This window comes from Nocardia brasiliensis IFM 10847, assembly GCF_000710915.1.
In the GTDB taxonomy this organism is placed as follows: domain Bacteria; phylum Actinomycetota; class Actinomycetes; order Mycobacteriales; family Mycobacteriaceae; genus Nocardia; species Nocardia brasiliensis_A.
This window is the reverse complement of sequence record NZ_BAUA01000047.1, coordinates 35,704-58,825: the sequence shown is the minus strand read 5'-3', so window position 1 is coordinate 58,825 and position 23,122 is coordinate 35,704. Positions and strand designations below refer to the sequence as shown.

Annotated in this window: 23 protein-coding genes; 12 read left to right on the top strand and 11 right to left on the bottom strand. The window is 68.9% G+C overall.

Annotation, left to right across the window (positions count from 1 at the left end):
- On the top strand, positions 1–263 hold a 263-nt coding region (locus tag NBRGI_RS48105), incomplete at its 5' end, for a hypothetical protein (RefSeq protein ID WP_029894919.1).
- A 177-nt stretch (positions 264–440) separates the two neighbouring features.
- Positions 441–1,373, top strand: coding sequence for a cytochrome c oxidase assembly protein (locus NBRGI_RS10360; RefSeq protein ID WP_029894917.1), 933 nt, complete (start codon positions 441–443; stop codon positions 1,371–1,373).
- 6 nt (positions 1,374–1,379) lie between these two features.
- Here NBRGI_RS10360 and NBRGI_RS10355 read toward each other — a convergent pair whose 3' ends face one another.
- Complete coding sequence (locus NBRGI_RS10355) at positions 1,380–1,844, bottom strand: CinA family protein (protein ID WP_029894915.1); 465 nt, start codon at positions 1,842–1,844, stop codon at positions 1,380–1,382.
- A gap of 176 nt (positions 1,845–2,020) precedes the next feature.
- Between NBRGI_RS10355 and NBRGI_RS10350 the strand changes: the two genes are divergently transcribed.
- The 8 genes from NBRGI_RS10350 to NBRGI_RS10315 all read left to right on the top strand — a co-directional run bounded on the left by NBRGI_RS10350 (position 2,021) and on the right by NBRGI_RS10315 (position 9,334).
- Positions 2,021–2,632 carry a flavodoxin family protein gene (locus NBRGI_RS10350; RefSeq protein ID WP_029894913.1) on the top strand — a complete coding sequence of 204 codons (612 nt, stop codon included), beginning with the start codon at positions 2,021–2,023 and terminating at the stop codon, positions 2,630–2,632.
- A gap of 99 nt (positions 2,633–2,731) precedes the next feature.
- Positions 2,732–3,922: an alcohol dehydrogenase catalytic domain-containing protein gene (locus NBRGI_RS10345; protein ID WP_029894911.1), complete on the top strand. Its 1,191-nt coding sequence runs from the start codon at positions 2,732–2,734 to the stop codon at positions 3,920–3,922.
- Between the two features lie 226 nt (positions 3,923–4,148).
- Entirely contained in the window at positions 4,149–4,580 is a 432-nt protein-coding gene (locus NBRGI_RS43635; protein WP_036558336.1) for an STAS domain-containing protein, read from the top strand.
- Between the two features lie 66 nt (positions 4,581–4,646).
- Positions 4,647–6,104 (top strand): aminotransferase class I/II-fold pyridoxal phosphate-dependent enzyme, encoded by a 1,458-nt coding sequence (locus NBRGI_RS10335; RefSeq protein WP_029894907.1) that lies wholly within the window; start codon positions 4,647–4,649, stop codon positions 6,102–6,104.
- 12 nt (positions 6,105–6,116) lie between these two features.
- A complete protein-coding gene (locus NBRGI_RS10330; RefSeq protein ID WP_029894905.1) occupies positions 6,117–6,755 on the top strand; it encodes a UdgX family uracil-DNA binding protein in 639 nt (212 codons plus the stop codon).
- 78 nt (positions 6,756–6,833) lie between these two features.
- A complete protein-coding gene (locus NBRGI_RS10325) occupies positions 6,834–7,295 on the top strand; it encodes an SRPBCC family protein (protein WP_029894903.1) in 462 nt (153 codons plus the stop codon).
- 42 nt (positions 7,296–7,337) lie between these two features.
- Positions 7,338–8,678 carry an NAD(P)/FAD-dependent oxidoreductase gene (locus NBRGI_RS10320; protein ID WP_029894901.1) on the top strand — a complete coding sequence of 447 codons (1,341 nt, stop codon included), beginning with the start codon at positions 7,338–7,340 and terminating at the stop codon, positions 8,676–8,678.
- An 11-nt stretch (positions 8,679–8,689) separates the two neighbouring features.
- Positions 8,690–9,334 (top strand): endonuclease, encoded by a 645-nt coding sequence (locus NBRGI_RS10315; RefSeq protein WP_029894899.1) that lies wholly within the window; start codon positions 8,690–8,692, stop codon positions 9,332–9,334.
- A gap of 10 nt (positions 9,335–9,344) precedes the next feature.
- Here NBRGI_RS10315 and NBRGI_RS10310 read toward each other — a convergent pair whose 3' ends face one another.
- Both NBRGI_RS10310 and NBRGI_RS10305 read right to left on the bottom strand, forming a co-directional pair.
- A complete protein-coding gene (locus tag NBRGI_RS10310) occupies positions 9,345–10,451 on the bottom strand; it encodes a glutamate--cysteine ligase 2 (protein WP_029894897.1) in 1,107 nt (368 codons plus the stop codon).
- Positions 10,452–10,461: 10 nt separating this feature from the next.
- The gene (locus NBRGI_RS10305) at positions 10,462–11,472 is read right to left on the bottom strand and encodes a DNA topoisomerase IB (protein ID WP_029894895.1); all 1,011 of its coding nucleotides are present in this window, start codon (positions 11,470–11,472) and stop codon (positions 10,462–10,464) included.
- A 126-nt stretch (positions 11,473–11,598) separates the two neighbouring features.
- Here NBRGI_RS10305 and NBRGI_RS10300 point away from each other — a divergent pair, with 126 nt between their 5' ends.
- On the top strand, positions 11,599–13,029 hold the full coding sequence (locus NBRGI_RS10300) for a CYTH and CHAD domain-containing protein (protein ID WP_029894893.1): 1,431 nt from the start codon (positions 11,599–11,601) through the stop codon (positions 13,027–13,029).
- A gap of 186 nt (positions 13,030–13,215) precedes the next feature.
- Complete coding sequence (locus NBRGI_RS10295; RefSeq protein WP_029894891.1) at positions 13,216–14,211, top strand: alpha/beta hydrolase; 996 nt, start codon at positions 13,216–13,218, stop codon at positions 14,209–14,211.
- A gap of 29 nt (positions 14,212–14,240) precedes the next feature.
- Here the strand turns inward: NBRGI_RS10295 and NBRGI_RS10290 are convergent, their stop codons facing one another.
- The 8 genes from NBRGI_RS10290 to NBRGI_RS10255 form a co-directional block, all read right to left on the bottom strand.
- A complete protein-coding gene (locus NBRGI_RS10290; protein WP_029894889.1) occupies positions 14,241–14,966 on the bottom strand; it encodes an aspartate/glutamate racemase family protein in 726 nt (241 codons plus the stop codon).
- Positions 14,963–16,264, bottom strand: a complete 1,302-nt coding sequence (locus NBRGI_RS10285) for an NAD(P)/FAD-dependent oxidoreductase (protein WP_029894887.1) — start codon at positions 16,262–16,264, stop codon at positions 14,963–14,965. The genes NBRGI_RS10290 and NBRGI_RS10285 overlap by 4 nt, the downstream gene beginning before the upstream one ends.
- Positions 16,265–16,273: 9 nt before the next feature.
- Positions 16,274–17,149, bottom strand: coding sequence for a family 3 encapsulin nanocompartment shell protein (locus NBRGI_RS10280; protein ID WP_029894886.1), 876 nt, complete (start codon positions 17,147–17,149; stop codon positions 16,274–16,276).
- Positions 17,150–17,186: 37 nt separating this feature from the next.
- Complete coding sequence (locus NBRGI_RS10275; protein WP_029894883.1) at positions 17,187–17,993, bottom strand: SDR family NAD(P)-dependent oxidoreductase; 807 nt, start codon at positions 17,991–17,993, stop codon at positions 17,187–17,189.
- A gap of 2 nt (positions 17,994–17,995) precedes the next feature.
- The gene (locus NBRGI_RS10270; RefSeq protein WP_029894881.1) at positions 17,996–18,931 is read right to left on the bottom strand and encodes a sulfotransferase; all 936 of its coding nucleotides are present in this window, start codon (positions 18,929–18,931) and stop codon (positions 17,996–17,998) included.
- Positions 18,928–20,088 (bottom strand): MFS transporter, encoded by a 1,161-nt coding sequence (locus tag NBRGI_RS10265; protein ID WP_029894879.1) that lies wholly within the window; start codon positions 20,086–20,088, stop codon positions 18,928–18,930. The genes NBRGI_RS10270 and NBRGI_RS10265 overlap by 4 nt, the downstream gene beginning before the upstream one ends.
- Positions 20,085–21,422 (bottom strand): DegT/DnrJ/EryC1/StrS family aminotransferase, encoded by a 1,338-nt coding sequence (locus tag NBRGI_RS10260; protein ID WP_029894877.1) that lies wholly within the window; start codon positions 21,420–21,422, stop codon positions 20,085–20,087. The genes NBRGI_RS10265 and NBRGI_RS10260 overlap by 4 nt, the downstream gene beginning before the upstream one ends.
- A gap of 332 nt (positions 21,423–21,754) precedes the next feature.
- Positions 21,755–23,122, bottom strand: coding sequence for a dihydrolipoamide acetyltransferase family protein (locus NBRGI_RS10255; RefSeq protein ID WP_029894875.1), 1,368 nt, complete (start codon positions 23,120–23,122; stop codon positions 21,755–21,757).

Sequence of the window (23,122 nt, the reverse complement as noted above, 5' to 3'; positions counted from 1 at the left end):
GCGTCGAGCATTCCCTGTTCGAGCACGAAATCGGCCCGGACGCCGGGGAGCTGTTGCACGAGATCCGAATTCGGCTGAACCGATTGGCCGCCGACGGATCACTGACGCCGGGCGGCGGGTTTTTCTGTGGCGGTCAGGACGGCGTCGGGGACTATGCGCGCGAAATCGACGCCTATTTCGTTTCGTTGGCCGAACTCGGTATCCCGGACTCGAACCTCCCGGTCCTGAAGCCACTTCCGGCCCGCGAGGCCGACCGCCCGTGATTCGTGCCGGAGAATCGGCAGGAGACGCTGTGCGCGAGTGCGATCCACGTCACTATCGGCGACGGTGGGGCTGCCCTCAGCGGCCGCCCTTATATATCGTCTGATGTCTATGTGTGAATATGAATCGCGCCGCATGGTCGCCTGTTCGGTGGTGTGTACGAGACGCACCGGGCAGCAATGAGTTTCGTGGCGAATGTGCCCGACGCGCCGCCGTCGATCGGCGCATTGCTGGGGTGGGCGCCGCAGCCGGTGCCGCTGCTGCCCGCGGTCGCCGTCTTGGCCGCCGTGGTCTATCTGCTCGGCGTGCGGCAGCTACGCCGGAGCGGGCGGGCCTGGCCGTGGTGGCGGACCGCCTGCTTTCTCGGCGGCTGCGTGCTGCTGCTCGGCGTGACCGGGCTCGCGGTGGAGGGGTACGGATATCGGCTGTTCAGCGCGTGGATGTTCCAGCACCTCACACTCTCGATCGCGATCCCGCCGCTGCTCGTGCTCGGCTCGCCCGGTGTGTTGCTCTTGCGCGCGACGCCGCACCACGGGATCGGGCGGTTCGTCCTGCGGATGGCGCTGGCCGGCTTGCGCAGCCGGTTCGCGCGCATTCTGCTCAGCCACGCGTGCACCATCTCGTTGTTCTTGTTCAGCTATTACGGCGTGTATCTGACGTCCCTGGTCGATACCGTCGGCGCGACGATGGCCGGGCATCTGGCACTCGAGGTGTTCTTCCTCGCATCGGGCATCCTGTTCATCGTCCCGGTGCTGTCGGTGGGCCCGTTGCCGGTGCGGCAGACGAACATCGGCCGTTTTTTCGACCTCTTCCTGGAAATGCCCCTGCACGCCTTCTTCGGCGTGATCATCATGATGGCGACCACGCCGATGATCGAGCGGTTCGCGCACCCTCCCGAGTCCTGGAACGTGGACCCGATGTCGGACCAGCAGCTCGCCGGTGCCCTGGCCTGGTCCTATGGCGAGCCCGTCGCGTTCCTGATCGTCGTGGTGTTCGCGATCCGCTGGCGGCGCGACGAGGAACGCTCGGCGGCCGCGCGGGAACGCGCGAACCGCAGCGCGGACACCGAGCTGCGGGCCTACAACGACTATCTGGCCCAGCTGCGGAAGTAAGAACGGCTACTGCGCGGGTAGCGCGTCGAGCAGAAGTTCGAGGGCGTGCGAAATCGTTTGATCGAGCACCTCGGCGGGGTCGCCCGGAAAATGCCGGCGCTCGGTCGCGGTCGAATCCTCGGTCGCGACGGCGAACCAGACTGTGCCCGGCGGTTGGTCGTCCTGCGGGTCGGGTCCGCCCGCGCCGGTGACCGCGCAGGCGATCGTCGCGCCGGTCATCGTGCGCACCGTGCGCGCCATCGACTCGGCCGCGACCTGCGAGACCACCGGTCCCTCGGGCACATCGAGCACGCTGTGCTTGACGAAGCGCGAGTACGCGACCACACCGCCGTGGAACCAGCTGCCCGCGTCGGGGGCCGCACCCAGGGCGGCGGCGAGGCGACCGGCGGTGAGCGATTCCGCGACCGCGACGGTGCGGCCCGTCCGCTGCGCCGCCGCGGCGATCTGCTCGGCGAGGTTGCTGATACCCATCGCTTCTTCATACCAGTCGCCCGCGTGGTGGCGGTCGCTCGCGGGGTGCGGCGGGACCGGGGAGTTCGGCGATGTTTGCGCCGTGGTCCTCGGGTAAGCGGTGGACAGGCGTCCGTGCGTCGCCGCACGCAGTCCCGGCAGTTCGATTCCCCGACCCGCACAGGAGGACGAAGATCATGACCGCACCCACCGCCGTCGCGTTGGTCTGTACGTTGCAGAAATCGCCCGCCGAGTCCAGTAGCGAACTCATCGCCCGGCACGCGCTCGACGCGCTGGCCGAGCACGACGTCAAAGGCGAGATCTTGCGGGTGGTGGATTACGACGTGCATCCCGGCGTGCGTGCCGACGAAGGCTCCGGCGACCAGTGGCCGACGATCCGCGCCCGCATCGCGGCGGCGGACATTCTGCTGGTCTCGACGCCGACGTGGGTGGGCCACATGTCCTCGGTCGCGCAGCGCGTGCTCGAGCGTCTGGACGCGGAACTGTCCGAAACCGATGATGCCGGACGGCCGTCCATGGTCGGCAAGGTCGCCGTCGCCGCGGTGGTCGGCAACGAGGACGGCGCACACAAGATCGTGGCCGACCTGTTCCAGGGGCTCAACGACATCGGCTTCTCCGTCCCGGCGCAGGGTTGCACGTACTGGAACGGCGAAGCCATGGGTGGTACCGACTATCAGGATCTCGACGAAGTCCCGGACTCGACCGCCTCGGCCACGAAAGCCATGGCGCGCAACGCCGCCCACCTCGCGCGGGTGCTGAACGCCGAGAGCTACCCGGCCTACGAATAGGTCCGCATCTGTGTCCCGAAGGCGTTGCGACAGTAGCCGTTTCGACGGCAGATCCGTCAGTAGCGTTGGTGTGGACGAGAATTCGATGAAGGAGCAGTGATGAAAGCAGTGACATGGCAGGGCAAGCGCAAGGTCGGGGTGGAAGAGGTGCCCGACCCGCGGATCGAGCAACCGACCGACGCGATCATCCGGGTGACGTCGTCCGGGATCTGCGGCTCGGACCTGCACCTCTACGAAGTCCTCGGCGCGTACATGAGTGAGGGAGATGTGCTTGGGCACGAGCCGATCGGCATCGTCGAGGAGGCGGGGCCCGGTGTCACGAACCTGGCGAAGGGCGACCGGGTGGTGGTGCCGTTCCAGATCAGCTGCGGCCACTGCTTCATGTGCGACCAGGGTCTGACGACCCAGTGCGAGACCACCCAGGTCCGTGAACGCGGTAGTGGCGCGGCGCTTTTCGGCTATTCGAAACTGTACGGTCAGGTGCCCGGCGGGCAGGCGGAGTATCTGCGGGTGCCGCACGCCGACTTCACCCACGTCAAAGTCCCGATCGGCCCGCCCGACGATCGCTTCCTGTACCTGTCGGATGTGCTGCCGACCGCCTGGCAGGCGGTCGAGTACGCCGCGATCCCGGAAGGCGGGTCGGTGACCGTGCTCGGACTCGGGCCGATCGGCGACATGGCCTGCCGGATCGCGGCGCAGCGCGGATTCCGTGTGATCGGCGTCGATCTGGTGCCGGAGCGCTTGGATCGGGTCGCGCGGCGCGGCATCGAGACCATCGATCTCCAGGTGGCCGGGCGCCACCTCGCCGATATGGTGCGAGAGAAGACCGCGGGACGTGGCACGGACTCGGTGATCGATGCCGTCGGCATGGAAGCACACGGCTCGCCGGTCACCTCGATGGCGCAGAAGGCGGCCGCGCTGCTGCCGGACGCGGTCGCCGAGAAGGTCAACGACACCGCCGGCCTCGACCGGCTGGCGGCGCTGTACAGCGCGATCGACATCGTGCGCCGCGGCGGGACCATCTCGCTGGTCGGTGTGTACGGCGGCATGGTGGATCCGCTGCCCATGCGGGTGCTGTTCGACAAGCAGATCCAGTTGCGCATGGGTCAGGCCAACGTGAAGCGGTGGGTGGACGATATTCTGCCGCTACTGCACGACGCCGACCCGCTGGGCGTGGATTCCTTTGCGACGCATCACCTTCCGCTGTCCGACGCGCCGGAGGCCTATGCGCGGTTCCAGCAGAAGTCCGACGGTGTGGTGAAGGTGGTATTGACACCCGGCCGAGAGTGACCTGCGGCAAGCTCGTGCGCCGGCGCGAATCAGTCGCCGGGCCGCAGCGAGCAGGGGGAATGGCGCTGCCCGCCGGGGTGGAGTAGGTTTCAAGGAGGTTCAGACAGGAGCCGACGGTAGTCCCCGCCTGGAGACGGCTCCCTTCGGTGTCGCCCGAGTCGGCCTGGTCTATCACCGAATCATGCTGGGCGATGTGTCCGTTCGGCGGTGAACCGGAGCGTTGAGCATGAGCAATCAGCTGAGTCCGCGCCAGCCTCGCATGTCTCGTCGGCTGTTGTCGCACCCGCATCATTCGCGAACGCGCGACTACGCGCGGGGGCAACTGCGCATCCGGGTCGACGCGCTACCCGGGATCCGGGTGCTGGCCGTCAGCGGCGAACTCGACCTCGCCACCGCGCCCCTGCTGCACCAGGTGGTGCGCGCCGGTGAGCACGTCCCCGCGACTGTGGTGGACACCAGCCGGATCGCCTTCCTCGGCTTCGCCGGGGTGGACGTGCTGATCCTCGCCGCCGAGCGGGCCGAGGACGGCGATCGGAAGTTCGCCGCGGTGGTGTCGTCGCGGCCGACGCAGCGGGCGTTCGACCTGTCCGGCGCGGCCGCCTGGATCAGGTGCTATCCCCGGCTGGGCAGCGCGCTGGACGCGGTCTCGGGTAGCTGAACAAGCCGTGCACCTGGGACGGCACGCCGGTGCATGATCAGCGTGCTGGTGGGTAGCCAGCAATGGATGGACCAACTACGAGCACCGATTCTGGACGCACTGGACGACTACCGCCGGCGTGGTCGGTACGGCTTCACGCCGCCCGGCCATCGGCAGGGGCGCGGCGTCGACGACCGGGTCCTGCGGGTACTCGGCGACGCTTTCCGCAGCGATGTGCTCGCCTCCGGTGGGCTCGACGATCGCCGTGCCCGAGGCGAGTACCTGTCGGACGCCGAAAAACTGATGGCCGACGCTGTGGGCGCCGAGATGGCGTTTTTCTCCACCTGCGGCAGCTCGCTGTCGGTGAAGGCCGCGATGCTGGCGGTGGCCGGCGGTGGCGACGGCGGGCTGATCCTCGGGCGGGACAGCCATAAATCGATCGTCGCCGGACTGATCTTCGCCGGCCTGCTGCCCCGCTGGGTGACCCCGCGCTGGGACGCTGAACGGCATTTCTCCCATCCGCCCTCGGTCGAGCAGATCGAGGACGCGTGGCAGCGCCACCCGGACGCCTCCGGTGCGCTGATCGTCAGTCCGAGCCCGTACGGGACGTGCGCGGATATCGCCGGGATCGCCGAAGTGTGCCACCGCCGCGGCAAGCCGCTGATCATCGATGAGGCGTGGGGGGCGCATCTGCCGTTCCACGAAGAGCTGCCGACCTGGGCGATGGACGCGGGCGCCGACGTCTGCGTGGTGAGCGTGCACAAGATGGGCGCGGGGTTCGAGCAGGGTTCGGTCTTCCACGTGCAAGGCGAACTGATCGACCGGGCGCGCCTGAGCGCATGCGCGGACCTGCTGATGACCACCAGCCCGAACGTCCTGATGTACGCCGCGATCGACGGCTGGCGCCGCCAAATGGTGCAGAACGGCCACCAGTTGCTCGGCGACGCGTTGCGGCTGTCGGATCGGCTGCGCTCGGAGCTGGCGCGAATTCCGGGCATCCAGGTGATGGAGAAGGAGCTGCTCGGGGTCGAAGCCTCACACGATCTGGATCGCATGCAGGTGCTGATGGACGTATCCGCCACCGGAGCAACGGGTTACGAAGTCGCCGACTGGTTGCGTGCGGAACGTAACGTCGACGTCGGGCTCAGCGACCATCGGCGCATCCTGGCCACGATGTCCTTCGCCGACAACGACGGTACCGCGGACCGGCTCGTCGCAGCGCTCACCGCCTGGCGAGAGCAGTTGAAAGAGCCCGCACCGCATCACATCCGGCTGCCGTCCCCGGACGAGCTGGAACTGGAGACCGTCATGCTGCCGCGGGATGCCTTCTTCGGTCGGGTGCAGGCGGTGCCGCTGGCGGAGGCGCCGGGACGGATCGCGGCCGAGCAGGTCACGCCGTACCCGCCGGGGATCCCGGTCATCGTCCCCGGCGAGCGGATCGACGAGGCGGTCGTGGAATACCTGCGCACGGGGCTGGATTCCGGCATGAATGCGCCCGATCCCGCCGATCCCGAACTGCACACCGTCCGCGTGGTCGCCGAGTGAACGGAAGCCGTTGTGCCCAGCCGTGATTCGCAGCCAGGAGCCGCCGAGTTCGTGCCGAGCGGGCGGCCCTCGCTGCGCGCCCTGCGGGCGGCGGCACAGGGGTGCCGTGGCTGTGATCTCTACCGGAATGCCACCCAGACGGTGTTCGGCGAGGGACCGGCCGCGGCCGCCATCGTGATGGTGGGGGAGCAGCCCGGCGACCAAGAGGACGTGCAGGGGCATCCTTTCGTCGGCCCCGCGGGCGGTCTCCTGGACCGCGCGCTGGCCGAGGCGGGCATCCCGCGCGATCAGGTCTATCTCACGAACGCGGTGAAGCATTTCAAGTTCACCGAGCGCGGCAAACGGCGAATTCACAAGCAGCCCGGCCGCACCGAGATCGTCGCCTGCTCCGCATGGCTGCGTGCGGAACTGTCCGTCGTGCACCCGAAGCTGGTGGTGGGTCTGGGCGCGATCGCCGCCAAAGCGTTGCTGGGCAACACTTTCAAGGTCAGCGAGCGCCGCGGTGAGTTGATCGCGCACGGTGACTACGACGTGATCACCACCGTGCATCCCGCCGCGGTCCTGCGCGCGCCGGACCGGACCGCGGCCTACCAGGCGTTCGTCGACGATCTCGGAATCATCGCCAGGGAAGCCGGTTTCCGGCCCGGCTGAGCCTGTTTCTGCTCCGGTTGCCCGGGTATGCCGCTCCTGACCGAGTCGCGCAACGCGACAGCAACGAAAGGGGTACACATGAGCACGTTGGCCGCCACCGTGGATGTCGAGGTACCGGTCCGCACCGCCTACAACCAGTGGACGCAATTCGAGTCGTTCCCCGAATTCATGGAGGGTGTGGAAGCTGTGCAGCAGCTCGACGACCGGCACACCCACTGGCGCATCCACGTCGGGCCGTCGACCCGCGAGTTCGATGCCACCATCACCGAGCAGCACCCGGACGAGCGGGTGGCGTGGAAGTCCGATTCCGGCCCCCAGCACGCGGGGGTGATCACCTTCCACCGGCTCGACGACACGCACACCAGGATCACCGCGCAGATGGACGTCGACCCGGACGGCTTCGTGGAGACCGCCGCCGACCGGCTCGGCGTGCTGAAGCACCGGGTGAACGGCGATATGCAGCGGTTCAAGAAGTTCATCGAGAGCAGGCAGCACGAGACCGGCGCGTGGCGCGGGGACATCGAGCGTCCTGACGCCTGATCGCAGTTCCAGGCCCGACCAGAAACAGAGGAGGAGCCGGTGATGCCGGTAGCCGAGACCGAGAGCCCGCAGCGGGTGGTGATCGTCGGCAGCGGCTTCGCCGGCTTCACCTGCGCCGCGAAACTGTGCCGTCGCTTGGCCAAGGCGGGCCGCGACATCGAGGTCGTGCTCGTCACGCCTGACGATTACATGCTTTACACGCCGTTGCTACCGGATGTGGCAGGCGGATTGATCGATCCACGATTCGTGGTGATCTCGCTCGCCGACGCGCTGCCGCGGGTGCGGCTCGTCGTGGGCAAGGCTGAATCTGTTGATCTGCAACGTAAGTCGATCACTGTGCGGAGCGAGTACTACCCGGCGCGGGAACTCTCGTGGGATCGGCTGGTGCTCACGCCCGGCTCGGTGACCCGGCTCTTCGATGTGCCGGGCCTGGCCGAGCACGGGCGTGGCCTGAAAACCATTGCCGAGGCACTGTATCTGCGTGAGCAACTGCTCCGGCAGCTCGAATTGGCCGACCACGAAGACGATCCCGAGCTGCGCCGGGCCCGCCGCACGGTGGTGGTGGTCGGCGCTTCGTACGCGGGCACCGAACTGATCGCGCAGTTGCGCGCGCTCGCCGACGCCTATGCCCACCGTCGCGGTTTCGATCCCGCCGAGGTGCGTTTCGTGCTGCTGGACATGGCCGACCGGGTGATGCCCGAGGTGGGTGAGCGGCTCGGCGACAAGGTCTTGGCGGTGTTGCGGGGGCGGGGAATCGACATTCGATTGCAGACCTCGTTGCGTGAGTTGACCGACCGCCACGTCGTGCTCACCGACGACAGCGTGATTCCCACCCACACAGTGGCCTGGGTGACCGGCGTGACCGGTGCACCGCTGTTGAGCACCCTGGATCTGCCCCTGGAACGCGGCCGTTTGGTGGTCGACCCGCAGCTGGGCGTGCCCGGTCATCCCGACGTGTTCGCGGGCGGCGATGCGGCGGCGGTCCCGGATCTGACCAAGCCCGGCAAGATCACCCCGCCGACCGCGCAGCATGCTACGCGTCAGGGAAAAACCTTGGCGCGCAATGTGGCCGCGAGCCTCGGCCTCGGCACCGCCGCACCGTACAAGCACCGCGACATGGGCTTGGTGGTCGATCTGGGGCCAGGCTTCGCCGTCGCCAACCCGATGGGTATCCACCTGTCGGGCCGACTGGCCAAGGTGGTGACCCGGGCCTATCACACCTACGCGGTGCCCAGAGGCGTGAATCGGTGGGCGATCTCGTTGGCGTACGCCACCAACGCGGTGACGCCGCGCCCGCTGTCCCTGCTCGGCCTGGTCAGCCCCGAGGAAGCCAGTTTCGGTGGCAGCGAGGGGATTCCGAGCAAGCAATCAGCGTCGAAGTAGGGAGTCGTGCCATGATCGAGCGAAAAATCGTGCACGCGTTGCTCGAGCGAGCGGGCGACGGCTATGCGGCGCAGGCCGGTATCGACCTGACCGACAAGCCCGCGCCCCTGTTCCAGCTCCTCGTGCTCGCCGAGCTGCTGAGCACCCGGATCTCGGCCGATATCGCGGTCGCCGCGGCGAAAGAGCTGATTTCCACCGGATACCGCACCCCGCAACGGATCGCGGACGCGCAGTGGCAGGAACTCGTGGACGCGCTGGGCCGCGCGCACTACAAGCGCTACGACGAGAGCACCGCGACCAGGCTCGGTGCGAACGCGAACCTGGTGCTCGACAAGTACGGCGGTGATCTACGCAAACTCGGGGCGGCCGCCGAACAGGACCGGGCGCGCGCGGCGCAGCTGCTCCAGGAATTCCAAGGGATCGGGCCCACCGGCAGCGATATCTTCCTGCGCGAGGTCCAGGACGTATGGACCTGGGCGAGACCGTATTTCGACGAGCGCGCCAAGAAAGGCGCGCAGCGGCTCGACCTGCCGACGGGCACCGACGAACTCGCCGCGCTCGCGCCGGACGGTCGAGTCGGCGCGCTGGCGGCGGCGCTCGTCCGCGCCGCACTGGACGACGAATTCGCCGAGCAGATCCGCGCGGACGCGCGCTGAGCACCTCCGGCTAACGGCACTTCTCCAAGGTGGCGTCGGCTAGTTCTGCCACCACGTCGCTCACTTTTCCGTTGTTTCGAAAGGCCGCGATCTGACGGCGGGCGCCGTTGCCGCGCTCCAGCACCGTGGCCACCGCGTCCGTCACGAAGGTGCGGTCACCCAGTTCGTCGAGGGCGGGCGCGACATGGTCCAGCAACGCGGACAGGCGTGCGGGGGCGGGCACAACGCGCCGTGACACCGGATCCAGACTGTTGCCGTCGAGTCCGAAGCGGGCGGCGTTCCAGTAGGCCGCGCGCAGCACCTCGCCGGGGATTTCCGGCGCGCGTTCGCCGCGTTCGATCGCCGCCCGCGCCATCATCGCGGTGGCGCGCACCAGCGTGGCCAGCAGGGCGGTCTCGGTGACGGTGGCGGGTACGTCGCTGACCCGGACCTCGACGGTGGGAAACGATTCGGAAGGCCGGACGTCCCAATAGACCATCTTGGTGTCGAGGATGTTGCCGCCCTCGATCATCATCTCGACCATGGCCGCGTAGTCGGCGGCGGATTCGAAGTAGGGCGGCGGACCGGCGCTCGGCCAGCGCCGCCACAGGATGCTGCGCCAGCTCGCGTAGCCGGTTTCGGCCGCGCGATAGATCGATGAGTTCGCGGTGAGCGCCAGATACACCGGCAGCCACGGCCGTAGATGATTGCTCACCTGGATCGCCGTCTCGCGATCGGGCACGGCGACGTGCACGTGACAACCGCACAGGCCCTGCTCGTGCGCGATCATCCCGAACGTGTCGGCGATGCGCTGATAGCGCTCGGTGTCGGTGACCGGGAACTGCTCGGGCACGGTCGGCGGCACCGCGACGGCCAGCAGACGGGTGCCCGCCTGTTCCGCGCATTCGGCGACATTGCGCCGCAACTCGGCCAGTTCGCTCAGTAGCGCGGGAGTTTCGCTGTGCACGCCGGTGCTGGTCTCGACCTGGCACGAGGTCAGTTCGAGTTGCAGCTCGACGCCGCGTTGCTCGGCCGCGGCGGCCACCTCGGTGTTCTTCGCGACGGGAGCGCCGGTAACCGGGTCGACGAGCAGGAACTCCTCTTCGACACCGACGGTGATCGTGGTTGCGTTCAGCATTCGGAGCTCCTCAGTTCGTGTTGCGCAGCAGGCGGATCACCGCGCGCTCGACCGTGTTCTGGCGTTGCTCGTCCGAACCGCCCCGGGCGGCGCGGCGCAAGGCAGCCGAGATCGTCGCCCCGCGTTCGAAGGCGGTCAGGACGCGGGGATCGACATAGGACGCCCGGGCGACGGCCGGGGTATTGCCCAGCGCCGCAGCGACATCCGCGATCACCGTGCGCTCCACCGCTTTGCGTCCGCGCTGCGAGTCCGGCCGCTCGACCGAGCCGAAACCCGCCGCGGCCAGTACCGTGCCGTGCCAGGTGCGCAGATCCTTTACGCTGCACTCGCTTTCGGACCACTCCCGGAACAAATCGTTGATATCGTCGGCATGCAGCTCGCAGTACCGCGATCCTTTCCGGTAGACGAGCAGCCGTGGCGAGTCGGTCCGGCAGCGGCGCAGCGACCGCACGACGCGGGCCGAGTCGGCGTCGCGAATCCGCACCCGGCGCTGAATGCCGCCCTTCGCCGGATAGTCGAACGACATCTCGGCACCCGACAGCCGGACCTGCTCGCGCAGCAGCGTCGCGACACCGCGCGTCCCGTGCTCTTGCGCGTATTCCTCACCGCCGACCCGGAATACGCCCCGATCCACCAGCGTCACCGCGAGCGCGGCCACGCGTCGCAGCCCGAGGCCCGGCGCGGTCAGTTCGGCGTGGATGCGCGTGCGGAGTTCCGGCAGTCCGGCGGCCAGGTCGAGGACGCGATCGAACTTCTCCTCGTCGCGCTCTTTGCGCCACTGTTCGTGATAGAGGTACTGGCGCCGGCCCGCGGCGTCGACCCCGACGGCTTGGATGTGCCCGTTGTCGTGCGGGCAGATCCACACCTTGCGCCATGCGGGCGGTATGACCAGGCCGCGAATGCGCTCGAGTGCCGCCTCGTCCGCGACCCGGGCGCCCTCGGCGTTCACGTAGGAAAATCCACGGCCGCGCGCCACTCGGCGTATGCCGGGGCCGTATGGCGTGCTGCGTCGCAGCCGCATGTCCGCGAACCTCCTCGGTTGTCCAGCATGGGTGGCTAGCTGGACGTTCCCCAGCAGGAGGGAGGCAAACAGTCGCCACGCACCGTATGTCCGTTTGGTGCGAAGCGCGCCGGGAACGCCACAAGGATGAAGGACTCTCTCGAACGTGAAACCAAATGGGAGGTCGACCGGGCCTTCGCCCTCCCGCCGCTCGACGATCTGGTGCCCGGCGGGCGGGTCGAGACGACGGCAGTGGAGCTCACCAGCACCTACTTCGACACCACCGCCCGCGATCTGCTCTCCCACGATCTGGTACTGCGGCGCCGGGCCGGCACCGACGAGTCCGGCTGGCAGCTGAAGATCCCGCAGGACGACGGCAGGCTGGAGCTGGTGGCCGCGTGGTCCGACGAACTGCCGGACGAACTCGCCGACGTCGTCACCGGCGCCGCGCTCGGCAGGCGACTGCACGAGGTCACGACGATCCACACCCTGCGCAACCGGCACCGGGTGTTCGGGCCGGATGGCGAACTCGTGCTCGAGGTCGACGACGACACCGTGCGGACCACCCCGGGCGAGGAGTCCGCGGCCGTCTCGGCCTGGCGGGAAATCGAGGTCGAGCTCGGCCCGCGTACCGCAGCCGCGCCCGCCGAACTGCTGGACCGGCTCGCCGCGGCGGGTGCGTCGCGGTCGAAGTATCCGTCCAAGCTTTCGCGCGCGGTGCCGGCTCGGGACGAGCCCGCCGTGGCACGTTCGAAAGCGGAGCGGGCGATCCACGAGTACCTGAACGCTCAGATCGATGTCGTGTTCGCCGGGGACCTCGCCCTGCGCCGCGGCGACGATCCGATCCACGACACCCGTGTCGCGACCCGGCGGCTGCGCAGCACGCTGCGCGTCTTCGGGAAACTGCTGGACCGCCCGGCGATCGAGGGCATCGCGGACGAATTGAAGTGGTATGCCGGACTGCTCGGCGAGGTGCGGGACTGCCAGGTACAGCGGGCGCGGCTCGCCGCCGAGATCGAGGAACTACCGCCGGAACTCGTCCTGGGCCCGGTGGCCGGCCGGATCGATGCCACCCTGCTCGAACGGCAGCTGACCAGTCGGGCCGCCCTCGCGGCGGCGTTGGATTCGCCGCGTTATCTGGCGCTGCTCGCGACGCTGCAGGCGTGGAAGTCGCAGCCGCCGTTCGCGGTTCGGGTGCGCAAGGGTGAACTGGTGCGGCGTGCGGGCCGGGCGGCACGCAAAGCCGACCAGCGGCTCGCGGTGGCGCTGGACGAGCAGCGCGACGAATCGCTGCACCGGGCGCGCAAGGCCGCCAAGCGCGCGCGGTATGCCGCGGAGGTGCACGGCCCGGTGCATCGGCGCGCTGCCGCCAAGTCGAATATCAAGTACTACAAGAAGATTCAACGCGTGCTCGGTGACCACAACGACGGCGTGGTCTCGGCCGGACTGCTGTGGCGGCTCGCGACAGCGGCGGGCACGACCGGCGGTGAGAACGGTTTCACCTACGGCCTGCTCTACGCGAACGAGCAGCACGCGGCCGAGCGGGCGCGGCGACTGGTGGCCGAGATCGCGCGCTAGTTGCGGGACGTGTGGAACTCTGCGAGTTATTTTATCGGGCACTGGAATTCGGAATGATTTCTGGGTTCCAAAGTTGACCCAGTACGGGTTCCTGTTCGGAAAGTTGTGGCGTGACAAGGACATTCGCGTCATAACGACGACTTTCCTGCTTCCTCGCGACCGAGGTGTGGGATAGCGTGCGCGAGTATGAATTTCGTGCGAGGAACCGTCGCGATAGCGGTGGCCGCCGTGCTGGCCTCGACCGGTATTGCACACGCCGAACCGGCCGAGCCGGGGCGCTGCCGAGATCTGTTGCTGCGGGTGCCCGACGGGGAGCTGGGCGCCCGAATGTGCCTGCCGGCGCGTGCCACCGATACCGTGCTGGTCTTGATGCCCGGCGCGGCGACCAATGCCCGGTACTGGGATTGGCCCGCCGACGGGGAGAAATACAGTTTTCGGCGCGCCCTGAACGCCGCGGGCTACGCGGTCGTCTCGGTGGACCGGTTCGGCACCGGCCGGAGTTCGCGCCCGCCGAGCGGCAGCGTCACCTCGCCCCGGGAGGCCGATGCGGTGACCGGGATCATCGCCGGTCTGCGCCGCGACGGAATGGCGGGACACCCGCCGTTCCGGAAGGTGGTGTTCGGCGGCGTCTCGTTGAGTTCCGGGATCGGGGTGCTCGCGGCGGTCGGCGGAGCACAGCTGGACGGTCTGCTGCTGACCGGCTACTCGCACTCGGTGAATCCGTTGGGCACCATGGCCGCCGCGCTCACGTTCCGATCGGTGGCGGCCGACCCGGACCCGCGCTTCGCCGACCACGATTCCGGCTATCTGACCACCGCCCCGGGCACTCGGTCGGCCAGTTTCGCGGTCCCCGGCACCGATCCGGCCGTCCTCGCCGTGGACGAGGCGGAGGTGAAGGACACCTTCACCCTCGCCGAGATGGTCACCGGTCTCGTCACCACCGTCGGGCCGATGACCCGCCGGATCGGCGTGCCGGTGATGATCGTCAACGGCAGTGCGGACAAGCTGTGTTCGGTGTGCGCCGACACGGCGGCGCTGCACGCGGCTGAGGCGCCGTATTTCGCAGCCGCGGCGCGACTTCGGACCTACGTGCTGCCGGACGCGGGACATGCGCTGGTGATCGCGCGTGAGGCCCGCGCCTATCAGGAAGCCGTGCTCGACTGGCTGGGTACGCTCGGCTGAGCCTGCTGCCGAGGACCTGCGCCCGGCCACTACCGGTCGGTGCGAAAGGGGCGGTGGCACAGGGTGCGATGCACCATTTCGGTGAGCGTGACGATGTCGAACACCGGGATGCCGAGACGGCGCTGTATCGCGTGCCCGTAGGGCACCAGGTCGGTGCATTCGATCACCAGCGCGCCGAGCGCCGGATGCGCCGTGGCCAGCCGGTCGACCTCGTCGAGCACCTCACACCCCAACCGGTCGGCGTCGAGCGCGGTCCGGCGTCCCTCGAGCACGACCTCGCGGAACTCGGGGTGGGCGTCCATTCCGGCGACCCGGATCGGCAGTGTCTCGGCGCCGATCGCGCGCAGATGCCGCCAGGTCAGCGCGTCCCGTTTGGCGACGAGGACGCCGATCTCGCGGTCCGCGGCGATCATGCGACGCACCATCGGCAATTGGATGAGGCTGGAGCTGTACAGGGGAACGCGCACGGCGTCGGCCAACTGCTGCTGGAACAGGACGAGGAATCCGCAGCCGCTGGTGATCGCGCCCACCCCGCGGGCTTCGAGTTCCTTTGCGGCGGTGACGAACGGCGCGAGCAACGTCGGATCCGCCTCGGCCACCACGCGCTGCGGTGTCGCGCCGCGCACCACCTGGTAGACGACGGGGAAGTCGAAGGTCGACGGATTCCGGATATGGCCGGGGAGCTTGGTGAACGCGGTGTCGAGGCACAGCACGCCGATCGCTGTGCCGCGCTTGGTGTCCGGGTGTGTGGTCATACCGGCCGCCGGTCGCGCGGCCTGCCGAAACGATTCGGGCGCAAGGGAACCGGATCGGTGATCGGTGTCGCACCCGCGAGCAGGTGTGCGACGAGCTCACCACCGGCCGGCGCGAGCCCCATGCCGATATGGCCGTACCCGGCGGCGACGATCAGGTTGCCCGGCCCGGCCCGGCCGATGAGCGGCAGTCCGTCGGGTGTGCTGGGGCGCAGGCCACTCCAGGTCTCGTGGACGCGCGTCTGCTCGAGGTCGGGCAGGTAATCGTGGACGGTGCGCAGCATGCTCCGCACCCGGCGGTCGGAGATGGTGTTGGGCATGCCGGTCAGCTCGAGCGTGCCGCCGATGCGCAGCCGCTCGCCCATGGGGACCAGCGCTACGCGGCCCTCGCTCAACAGGATCGGACGGATCGGTCCGTTCGGCGGCATGTCCATGGTGACGCTGTAGCCCTTGATCGGTTGCAGCGGCAGCTCGATCCCGGCCATCCGCGCGCATTCGGTCGACCAGGCGCCTGCGGCGAGGACTACCGAACCGGGACGGAGGTCACCGCGGGTTGTGCTGAGCCGACTGATCTTTCCCGCGGTGATCGCGCAGCCGGTCAGCTCGGTGTATTCGCGGATTTCGACGCCGAGCGCGCGCAGCAGGCGGCCGAACTCGAGCACGAACTCCGGCACCCGCAGGTACGCGCCCTCCGGGTTGTACAACGCGCCGTGGACGTCGAACCGGGCCCTGGGCTCCAGCTCGTCCAGTTCGCCCGGTTCGAGGACACGCAACGGAATCCCGTTGGCGACGGAGCGGCCGACGGCCTCGCGCGCGGCGGAAAAGCCCTGGGCGGTCCGGTAAGTCAGGATGATGCCGGGCGCTGCGAAAGTGCCCGCGATACTTTCGGATACGCAGAGTTCGTGCAGGATCTCCAGGCTGCGCCGCTTCATCGCGGCCAGGGTCCGAAATCCCGTCGCCGCGGCCGACGGTGTGCAGGCCCGCCCGAAACGACCGAGCCAGCGCAGCAATTCACGGTCCGCGCGCGGACGTACGTGGAACGGGGCGTCCGGATGCAGCATGGCGAGCGAGCGCCACGAACGCATTCCGGGCTCCGCCAAGGGCGCGGCGCCGTGCGTGCCGACGAACCCCGTGTTCCCGCTGGAACACGACTGCGGCCCGCCGAGCGCGCCGCGTTCCAGTACGGTGACCGCCGCACCGGCGCGGCGCAGGTGATAGGCGCAGAACAATCCGGCGACCCCGCCGCCGACGACCACGACGTCCGGGTCGTCGCGCACGGGCGAGGCCGTGTCCTCGGACACCGACGCCGCCTACACGGTGACGACGAAGAAGTTGGTCGGCAGATTCACCACGACCCGCTCGTAGATCTGCGCCATCACCGCCGCGCCGGGCTCGGTGAATGTGCCGGGCGGTGGTTCGGCGAACCGGATCACCGAGCGTCCGGCGTCGAAAAGCTGTGCGCCGTGGCCGAAGTCGCCGACGATGGCACTGCCCGGCTCGACCAGACGGGTGCGCACGATGAACACGCCGTTGCGCTCCAGATCGGTCATCAGGGTCCCGGTGCCCATGGCGCGGTAGTAGTCGACCGGGTTGATGATCATGCCGTCCGCGGTGCCGCCCATCTGCTCGATCTCGTTGCAGGCGCGCAGAATAGTCGAGCTGAACGGCCCGGCCGAAGTCATCCGCTCGATGCCCGCAATGTTGAGCAGGCCACCCGCGCCCGCGATGATCGTGTAGTTCTCCGCCGTGCACAGCCGCACGATCAGGCGATAGTTGATGAAGGATTCGAACGTGTCGGGGTCCTCCCACAGCTGTGGCGGCACCTGGACCCACGCGGTGGTGGGCAGCAGTTCCGGGATCGGGGACTTGTGGAACCTGCTGGCCAGTTCCCGGCGGACGTCGGCGCCGTCGATCGGAGCGTCGTTCGCGCCGGGCGGGCTTTCGTGCCAGTAGTACTGACGCGGATCACGGGACAGGTCAATGGCTTTGAGCATATTGCGGGCGGGGTGGCGCGGCTTGCGCCGCGAGCTGGTCAGCGAGTCGGTGATCGTGACGTCGTACTCGACCGCAGCGTCCAGGCCCCGCTCGGCGCAGCACTCCACGAACATCCGCCCCGGGGAGAGCTCCTGCGCGCGATCCCGGACGACCTGCGCCAGAGTCGATTTCACGCCATCGGTGTCCAACATGTCCTACTTCCTTCCGTGTCGCCGGCGACGGTGCCGGTCACGCTGATTCGGCGGAGTGCGACCAACTCGGTCCGAGCAGGCTCGCGCCGCCATCGACCAGTTGGACCGTCCCGGTCAGATAGGAGGACCGCGCACTCGCCAGAAAGGCGGCGACGGCCGCCATTTCGTCCGGTTGGGCGATACGCCCGATCGCGGTGTGCCTGCCGAGCGCGTCGAACTCCGCTTCGATCCCGTCGGTGCGTTGCGCCACCACGCGTTCCAGCAGGGGCGTGCGGGTCGCGCTGGGCGCCAGCACGTTGACCGTCACGCCGTCGCGACCGACCTCGACGGCCAGGGACTGGGCGAAACGGGTGATGGCCGTCCTGGTCACCCCGGACAGCGCCAAATCGCCGATCGGCACGCTCGCGGTTTCCGAGGTCACGAAAATCACACGGCCCCAACGGGCTTTGCGCAGATGCGGCAGTGCGGCGAGCGCCACGTCGACCGCGGGCAGCAGCACGCCGTCGATCGCCGCCCGGTAGTCCGCCGTCGCGAAGCGGGCCGCGTTCCCGGTCGGCGGACTGCCGCCGCTGACCACCACGACGTGCACCGCACCGAATTCGGCGGCGACTTCATCGATCCAGCGGTGGGTGGCCGCGCTGTCGGTGATGTCCACGCTGGTCGTGTGCACCCGAGCCCGCGCGACCTCTTTGACCGCCCGCTCCGCCGCGGCCAGCCGGGCGGCGTCGCGCGCGCCGATGGCGACGTGCGCACCTTCGGCCGCCAATTCCCGGGCGATCGCCAGCCCGATACCGCTCGACCCGCCCGCGACCAGCGCTACCTTGTGCTCGAGCCCGAGATCCATGACTACCCCTTCGCGTTCGGGATGCCGAGCTCGTAGCCGTAGCGGCGTGCGAGCGGCCAGGACAGTGCGGCGACGGTGCGCTGGGCCGACTTCGGCAACCCGGACCGCCAGGAATCGTCGGACGGACGGATGACGGTGGCCCCGGTGCGAAAGCGGTCCGGGTTCCCGGTCACCGTGTGGTTGGTGTGCAGCTCGACCGTGCGGTCGGTCACCGGGTTCGCCGCGGGATCGGACGCACAGTGCGCGAGCAGCGCGGCGATGGTCTGTTCGGGCGCGGCGATGAAGTCCTCGTAGCGCAGGAACAGGGAGCGTTGCGGATGGCGCCGGGTGATCGCGTGCGTGGCGAGATTGAATCCGGTCCAGTAGCCGGTGCTCTTGCCCGGCGACATCGCGTACACGTATTCCTTGGGCTTGCTCCAGGATTGGGCCACCGCCCGCGGGTCGCGCACCAGATGGACGTAGTACGGGGTGATGCCGTCGAGATACGGCAGCAGGGCGGCCTCGCCGGGAATCTTGCTGGTATCGACGATCACTCGGGCGTTCGTGCGTGCCGCGACAGCGTGATAGACCTCGGTCATCAGCGTGGCGTGGGCGCGCAGCGGCGCGCTGCCCAGACCCCGGCCGAGGACCTGCCAGGTGTGGCGGGTCCGGACGCTGCCGAGCTGACGCCGGACGACCGTGTCGGCGTGCGCGGCGAACGGCGTATCGGCGGGCTGACCGATCGGCAGGACGGTGGACCAGATCGGGCAGTCGAGAAGTGCGAGCCCGCAGCCGCACTCCTGGTTCACGCCGCGCCCGGCCGCGTTCTTCCAGAGGAAGGCCAGCTCGCCGACGTGAAAGAAGCCGGGGATCTCGTTCAGGATGTTGCCGATGATGGTGCTGCCGTTGCGGCACCAACCGGTGATGGACAGGACCTTCAGCGGGGCGGGGTTCGTCATCTGCCGACTGCCTTCTCCGTGGTGACCGCTTGCCGGATCGTCATGGCCAGGACCGAGGCCGCGAGTGCGCAGACCGCGCCGACCACGAAGACGGCGGGGTAACCGAATCCGGTCGCGACGGCGCCCGTCGCCGGCCCCCAGACGAACAGGCCCAGATCCCAGAACGAGGTGTAGGCGCCGATTGCCGCGCCCTGCTTGGTGTTTTCGGTGTTGTTCATGACCATCAGCGCCAACGAGGGGTGCAGGAGCGAGAATCCGACGCCCATGACCACCGCGCCGAGCACCGCGACCGGCAGGTTCGGCGCCCACGCGATGATCAGCAGCCCCGCGGCTTCGCCTGCGCCACACCAGGATGCGACCCGGCGGGGCCCCAGCTGATCCGGCAGATGCCCGATGAACAACCGGGTGCCCGCGTACACCGCGCTGAAGGTGCTCAGCACGACGACGCCCGCGTCGATGCCGCGTTCCTGCAGACCGCTGATCACGAACGCGGCCAGGCCGACATAACCCGCGGCGCCCAATGCGAGGCCGAGTCCGGGCAGCACCGCGGGCCGCAGCAGCAGTCCCCGGCCACTGGACGCCGCGCCGTGCGGCTGCGGCGCGACGATGCTGATCAGGACCGCGCCGAGCAGCGGCGCGGCGACGCAGAACGCCCACACCGCGTCGATGCCGAAGTGTCGCAACACCGCACCGAGCGCGGTGCCCAGCGAGATGCCGCCCCACATGGCGATGCCGTACAGGCCGATCACCTGGCCGCGGCGGTTGTGCGGGGCGAGTGTCACGGTCCAGACCGCGCCCGCGGTGAACAGCGCGGCCTCGCCGATGCCGAGCAACAGCCGGACCACGATCAGGCCCGCAAGACCGACCGGAAGGAAGTACAGCAGGCCGCCCGCGGCGATCGCGAGCGCGCCGAAGCGCATGACGGATCGATGCCCGTATCGATCCGCGAGTCCACCGAAGATCGGACGGGTGAGCAGCGCGGTGAGCGCGGTCGCGGTGACCGCGAGACCCACCGCGAGATCGCCCGCCCCGAACTGATCCCGGACGTGCGCGGGCAGCACCGGGATCGCCGCGGACAGGCCGAGATAGCCGCAGAACAGACCGCCGAACACACCGGCCAGGGCGAGCCGCGGTAGTGCGCCCGCGTCGGCGCTCATCGCTGCCCGGCCGCTGCGGAGCCCGCGCCCTCTTCGGTGCCGAGTTCGGCGGCGACTTTGCGCACCGCGGTGACGAGTTCGTCGCAATCCGCGGGCGCCAGTGTCGAGGACAGCGGAACATCAACGGCCCCTTGTAGATAGCGGGTCGCGGCGGGAAGCAGTTCCTGGATGGCGGTGGTCGTCATGCCGCGGAACAGGAATCGCCAGTTCCAGAAGGCCCGGATGTTGTGATCGGCGTCGGAACCGAGATTGCGCGCCTCGATGCCCTCGTGGCACAGCGCCCGCGCGAACCACTGGGCGCGCCCGCTCGGCACCTGGAAGATGAAGGCCTCACCCAGATAAGCGCCCGGCGCGACCGGCTGCCGGATCCGGATGCCGTCGACGTCGGCCAGCGCGGCGGCGACGTGATCGTAATTGCGCCGGAACGCGGCGAGCCGTGCCGGCAATCGCTCCAGCTCGGCCCGCAGCAGCGCGGCGCGGATCTCGTCCATGCGGAAACTGAGCAGCGGCAGGTCCAGATCGGTGGCGATCGGCGGCTCGGCGTCCGGGAAATGCCGGCGCAATCGTCCCTCGTACGCGCCGGAAAGCACAGTGGCGCGGGCGAACAGCGCGCTGTCGTCGGTGACGAGAAAGCCGCCCTCGCCGCTGTTGAGCGACTTGTCCGATTGGGTGCTGAATGCGCCCGCCAGGCCGAAGGTGCCGAGTTTACGGCCGGCCAATTCCGCGCCCAGCGCCGGCACGGCGTCCTCGAACACGGGCACGCCCATTTCGTCGGCGAATTCGAGCAGGGCCGCCATGTCGCCGGCGAACCCGCGCATGTGCACGACCATGATCGCGCGTACCTGCGGGTTCCACCGGCGCCGCAGATCGGCCACGTCCAGGTGCAGATTCTCGTCGACGTCGACAAGGAAGGGCGTGCATCCGGCGAGCAGGATGGCGCTTGGCGTCGCCGCGAAAGTGAAACCGGGACAGGCGATCAGGCTGCCGGGCGGGATGCCCGCGGCCATGATCGCCAAGGCCAGCGCGGTGGTGCCGCTGGCGGTGGCCAGCGCGTGCTTGCAGCCGAAATAGCGGCAGAGTTCGGCTTCGAATCTGGCGCATTCGGTTTCGTGCGCGGGCCGGTAGTCGTAGCGGAAATAGAGGTGGCTGCGAATGGCGCGCAGCGCCGCCGCCTCGTCTTCTGGATAGACACACACGGCGCCGCGGTCATAGGTCGGCCAGGGCGTCGATCGGACGGGAACACCGCCGTCCAGCGCGAGCCGCGAATCGGTAGCTATCTGTGCGCCCGGCAGTTGCCGGGTCGATGCCGAATGGTCTATCTCATTATCCGCCATCGGAATTCCTTGCCAAACAAACAGTAAAACGTCGGCGAGTCGCCACCGTATCGTCCGTCGAGTTTCCCCCGGGGAAATGGTAGGACGTCCGTGGAACGGTACACCGAAATATCCGTCTGGATGCCCGAAATCGATTGCCCGGCAATGCGGTCTATTGTTGAGACGTCACCGAAATCGCCTTGCCCAGGCAGGCGAAATGAGAGCGCGCGGATATGACGCCGATGCGCCAGGGCGCGAAAGCGGTCATGGCTGAACGGCTTTCCGGACACGAGGCCGCCCGCATCCTGCGGTGGCCGATTGGTCGGCGCGCGGGATGCGGGCGGCTTCGGGGGTCAGGCGATGATGCGCAGCGGCTGCTCGAGTAGGTCCTTCAGCTGGGCGAGGAACCGGGCGGCGACCGCGCCGTCGACGGCGCGGTGATCGGCGGACAGGGTGACGCGCAGGATCTTGCGGGTCACCACGGCCCCGTCCGCGAGGCGCAGTTCGTCGGCCGCCGCGCCGACCGCGAGAATCGCGGACTCCGGCGGATTGATGACGGCGGTGAACTGCTCGATCCCGAACATGCCGAGATTGGAGATGGTGAACGTGCCGCCGGACATCTCGTCCGCGCGAAGCTTGCGCTCGCGCGCCCTGACGGCCTTGTCCCGGGTCTCGGCGGCCAGCTCGGAGACGCTCTTGCGATCCGCGTCGCGCAGCACCGGCACGAGCAGGCCCGCCGGGGTGGCCACCGCGACACCGAGATGAATACCCTTGTGGCGCAGCAGCTTGTCGCCTGCGAAACTGACATTGACCGCAGGGTCCTTGCGTAGTGTCGTGGCGACCGCCTTGATCAGGAGGTCGTTGACGCTGACCTTGCCCTCGCCCGCAGCCGCCAGCGTCGTGTTGAGCTGCGCGCGGAAGGCGAGCAGGTCGGTCACGTCGATCGCGCTGGTCAGGTAGATGTGCGGAGCCTGCTGCTTGCTCTCGGTGAGCCGAACCGCGGAGACCCGCTGAATGTTGGTGAGCGGGATCTCTTCGTAGTCCGTCGTCGCCGGGACGGGTTGTGCGGCAACGGCACTCGGTGCGGGCACGGGCGAAGCCGGTGCGGCGGGCGCCTCGGCCACCGGGCTGGACGCGGTAGCAGGGCTGGGCGCGGCAGCAAGGCTGGGTGCGGTGGCGGTGCCGGATGCGGCGGCCCGGCGGTGTGCGGCTTCCACGTCCTGACGGGTGACCCGGCCGCCGGGGCCGGTGCCGACGACGGCGGCGAGATCGACGCCCAGTTCCCGCGCGATCTTGCGCGCCAGGGGAGACGACTTCTTGCGCTGGTCCGTGCCGGTAGTGGGATCGCTCTGTGCCACAGGCGGTTCGGCCTCGACTGTGCCGACCGGATCGGCTTGCGCTGGCTCGGCTTGGGCCACAGCGGCCTCGTCCGGTTGCGCTGCCGCGGCCGAATTCGCCGGTGGCGCAGCGGCCGCCGAAGCGTCGCTCCCGTCGCCGACGATCGCGATGGGCTCACCGATCGGCACGCGCACCCCCGGTTCGGCGAGGATCTGCTCGAGTACGCCGTCCTCGTACGCCTCGAGCTCCATCAGCGCCTTGTCGGTTTCGATCTCCGCGACGACCTCGCCGCGGGTGATCCGCTCGCCGACCTGCTTGAGCCAGGCGGAGACGACGCCGTCCTCCATGGTGTCGGAGAGCCGGGGCATGGTGATTTCTGGCAT

What these genes read in the sequence shown, in the direction of transcription:
- NBRGI_RS10300 (WP_029894893.1), top strand. Translation starts at nt 11,599, where the DNA reads ATGAAGGACTCTCTCGAACGTGAAACCAAATGGGAGGTCGACCGGGCC.
- NBRGI_RS10260 (WP_029894877.1), bottom strand. Translation starts at nt 21,422, where the DNA reads ATGGCGGATAATGAGATAGACCATTCGGCATCGACCCGGCAACTGCCG.
- NBRGI_RS10270 (WP_029894881.1), bottom strand. Translation starts at nt 18,931, where the DNA reads ATGACGAACCCCGCCCCGCTGAAGGTCCTGTCCATCACCGGTTGGTGC.
- NBRGI_RS10360 (WP_029894917.1), top strand. Translation starts at nt 441, where the DNA reads ATGAGTTTCGTGGCGAATGTGCCCGACGCGCCGCCGTCGATCGGCGCA.
- NBRGI_RS10290 (WP_029894889.1), bottom strand. Translation starts at nt 14,966, where the DNA reads ATGACCACACACCCGGACACCAAGCGCGGCACAGCGATCGGCGTGCTG.
- NBRGI_RS10310 (WP_029894897.1), bottom strand. Translation starts at nt 10,451, where the DNA reads ATGCTGAACGCAACCACGATCACCGTCGGTGTCGAAGAGGAGTTCCTG.
- NBRGI_RS43635 (WP_036558336.1), top strand. Translation starts at nt 4,149, where the DNA reads ATGAGCAATCAGCTGAGTCCGCGCCAGCCTCGCATGTCTCGTCGGCTG.
- NBRGI_RS10350 (WP_029894913.1), top strand. Translation starts at nt 2,021, where the DNA reads ATGACCGCACCCACCGCCGTCGCGTTGGTCTGTACGTTGCAGAAATCG.
- NBRGI_RS10320 (WP_029894901.1), top strand. Translation starts at nt 7,338, where the DNA reads ATGCCGGTAGCCGAGACCGAGAGCCCGCAGCGGGTGGTGATCGTCGGC.
- NBRGI_RS10275 (WP_029894883.1), bottom strand. Translation starts at nt 17,993, where the DNA reads ATGGATCTCGGGCTCGAGCACAAGGTAGCGCTGGTCGCGGGCGGGTCG.
- NBRGI_RS10315 (WP_029894899.1), top strand. Translation starts at nt 8,690, where the DNA reads ATGATCGAGCGAAAAATCGTGCACGCGTTGCTCGAGCGAGCGGGCGAC.
- NBRGI_RS10280 (WP_029894886.1), bottom strand. Translation starts at nt 17,149, where the DNA reads ATGTTGGACACCGATGGCGTGAAATCGACTCTGGCGCAGGTCGTCCGG.
- NBRGI_RS10305 (WP_029894895.1), bottom strand. Translation starts at nt 11,472, where the DNA reads ATGCGGCTGCGACGCAGCACGCCATACGGCCCCGGCATACGCCGAGTG.
- NBRGI_RS10345 (WP_029894911.1), top strand. Translation starts at nt 2,732, where the DNA reads ATGAAAGCAGTGACATGGCAGGGCAAGCGCAAGGTCGGGGTGGAAGAG.
- NBRGI_RS10265 (WP_029894879.1), bottom strand. Translation starts at nt 20,088, where the DNA reads ATGAGCGCCGACGCGGGCGCACTACCGCGGCTCGCCCTGGCCGGTGTG.
- NBRGI_RS10295 (WP_029894891.1), top strand. Translation starts at nt 13,216, where the DNA reads ATGAATTTCGTGCGAGGAACCGTCGCGATAGCGGTGGCCGCCGTGCTG.
- NBRGI_RS10325 (WP_029894903.1), top strand. Translation starts at nt 6,834, where the DNA reads ATGAGCACGTTGGCCGCCACCGTGGATGTCGAGGTACCGGTCCGCACC.
- NBRGI_RS10255 (WP_029894875.1), bottom strand. Translation starts at nt 23,122, where the DNA reads ATGCCAGAAATCACCATGCCCCGGCTCTCCGACACCATGGAGGACGGC.
- NBRGI_RS10355 (WP_029894915.1), bottom strand. Translation starts at nt 1,844, where the DNA reads ATGGGTATCAGCAACCTCGCCGAGCAGATCGCCGCGGCGGCGCAGCGG.
- NBRGI_RS10335 (WP_029894907.1), top strand. Translation starts at nt 4,647, where the DNA reads ATGGACCAACTACGAGCACCGATTCTGGACGCACTGGACGACTACCGC.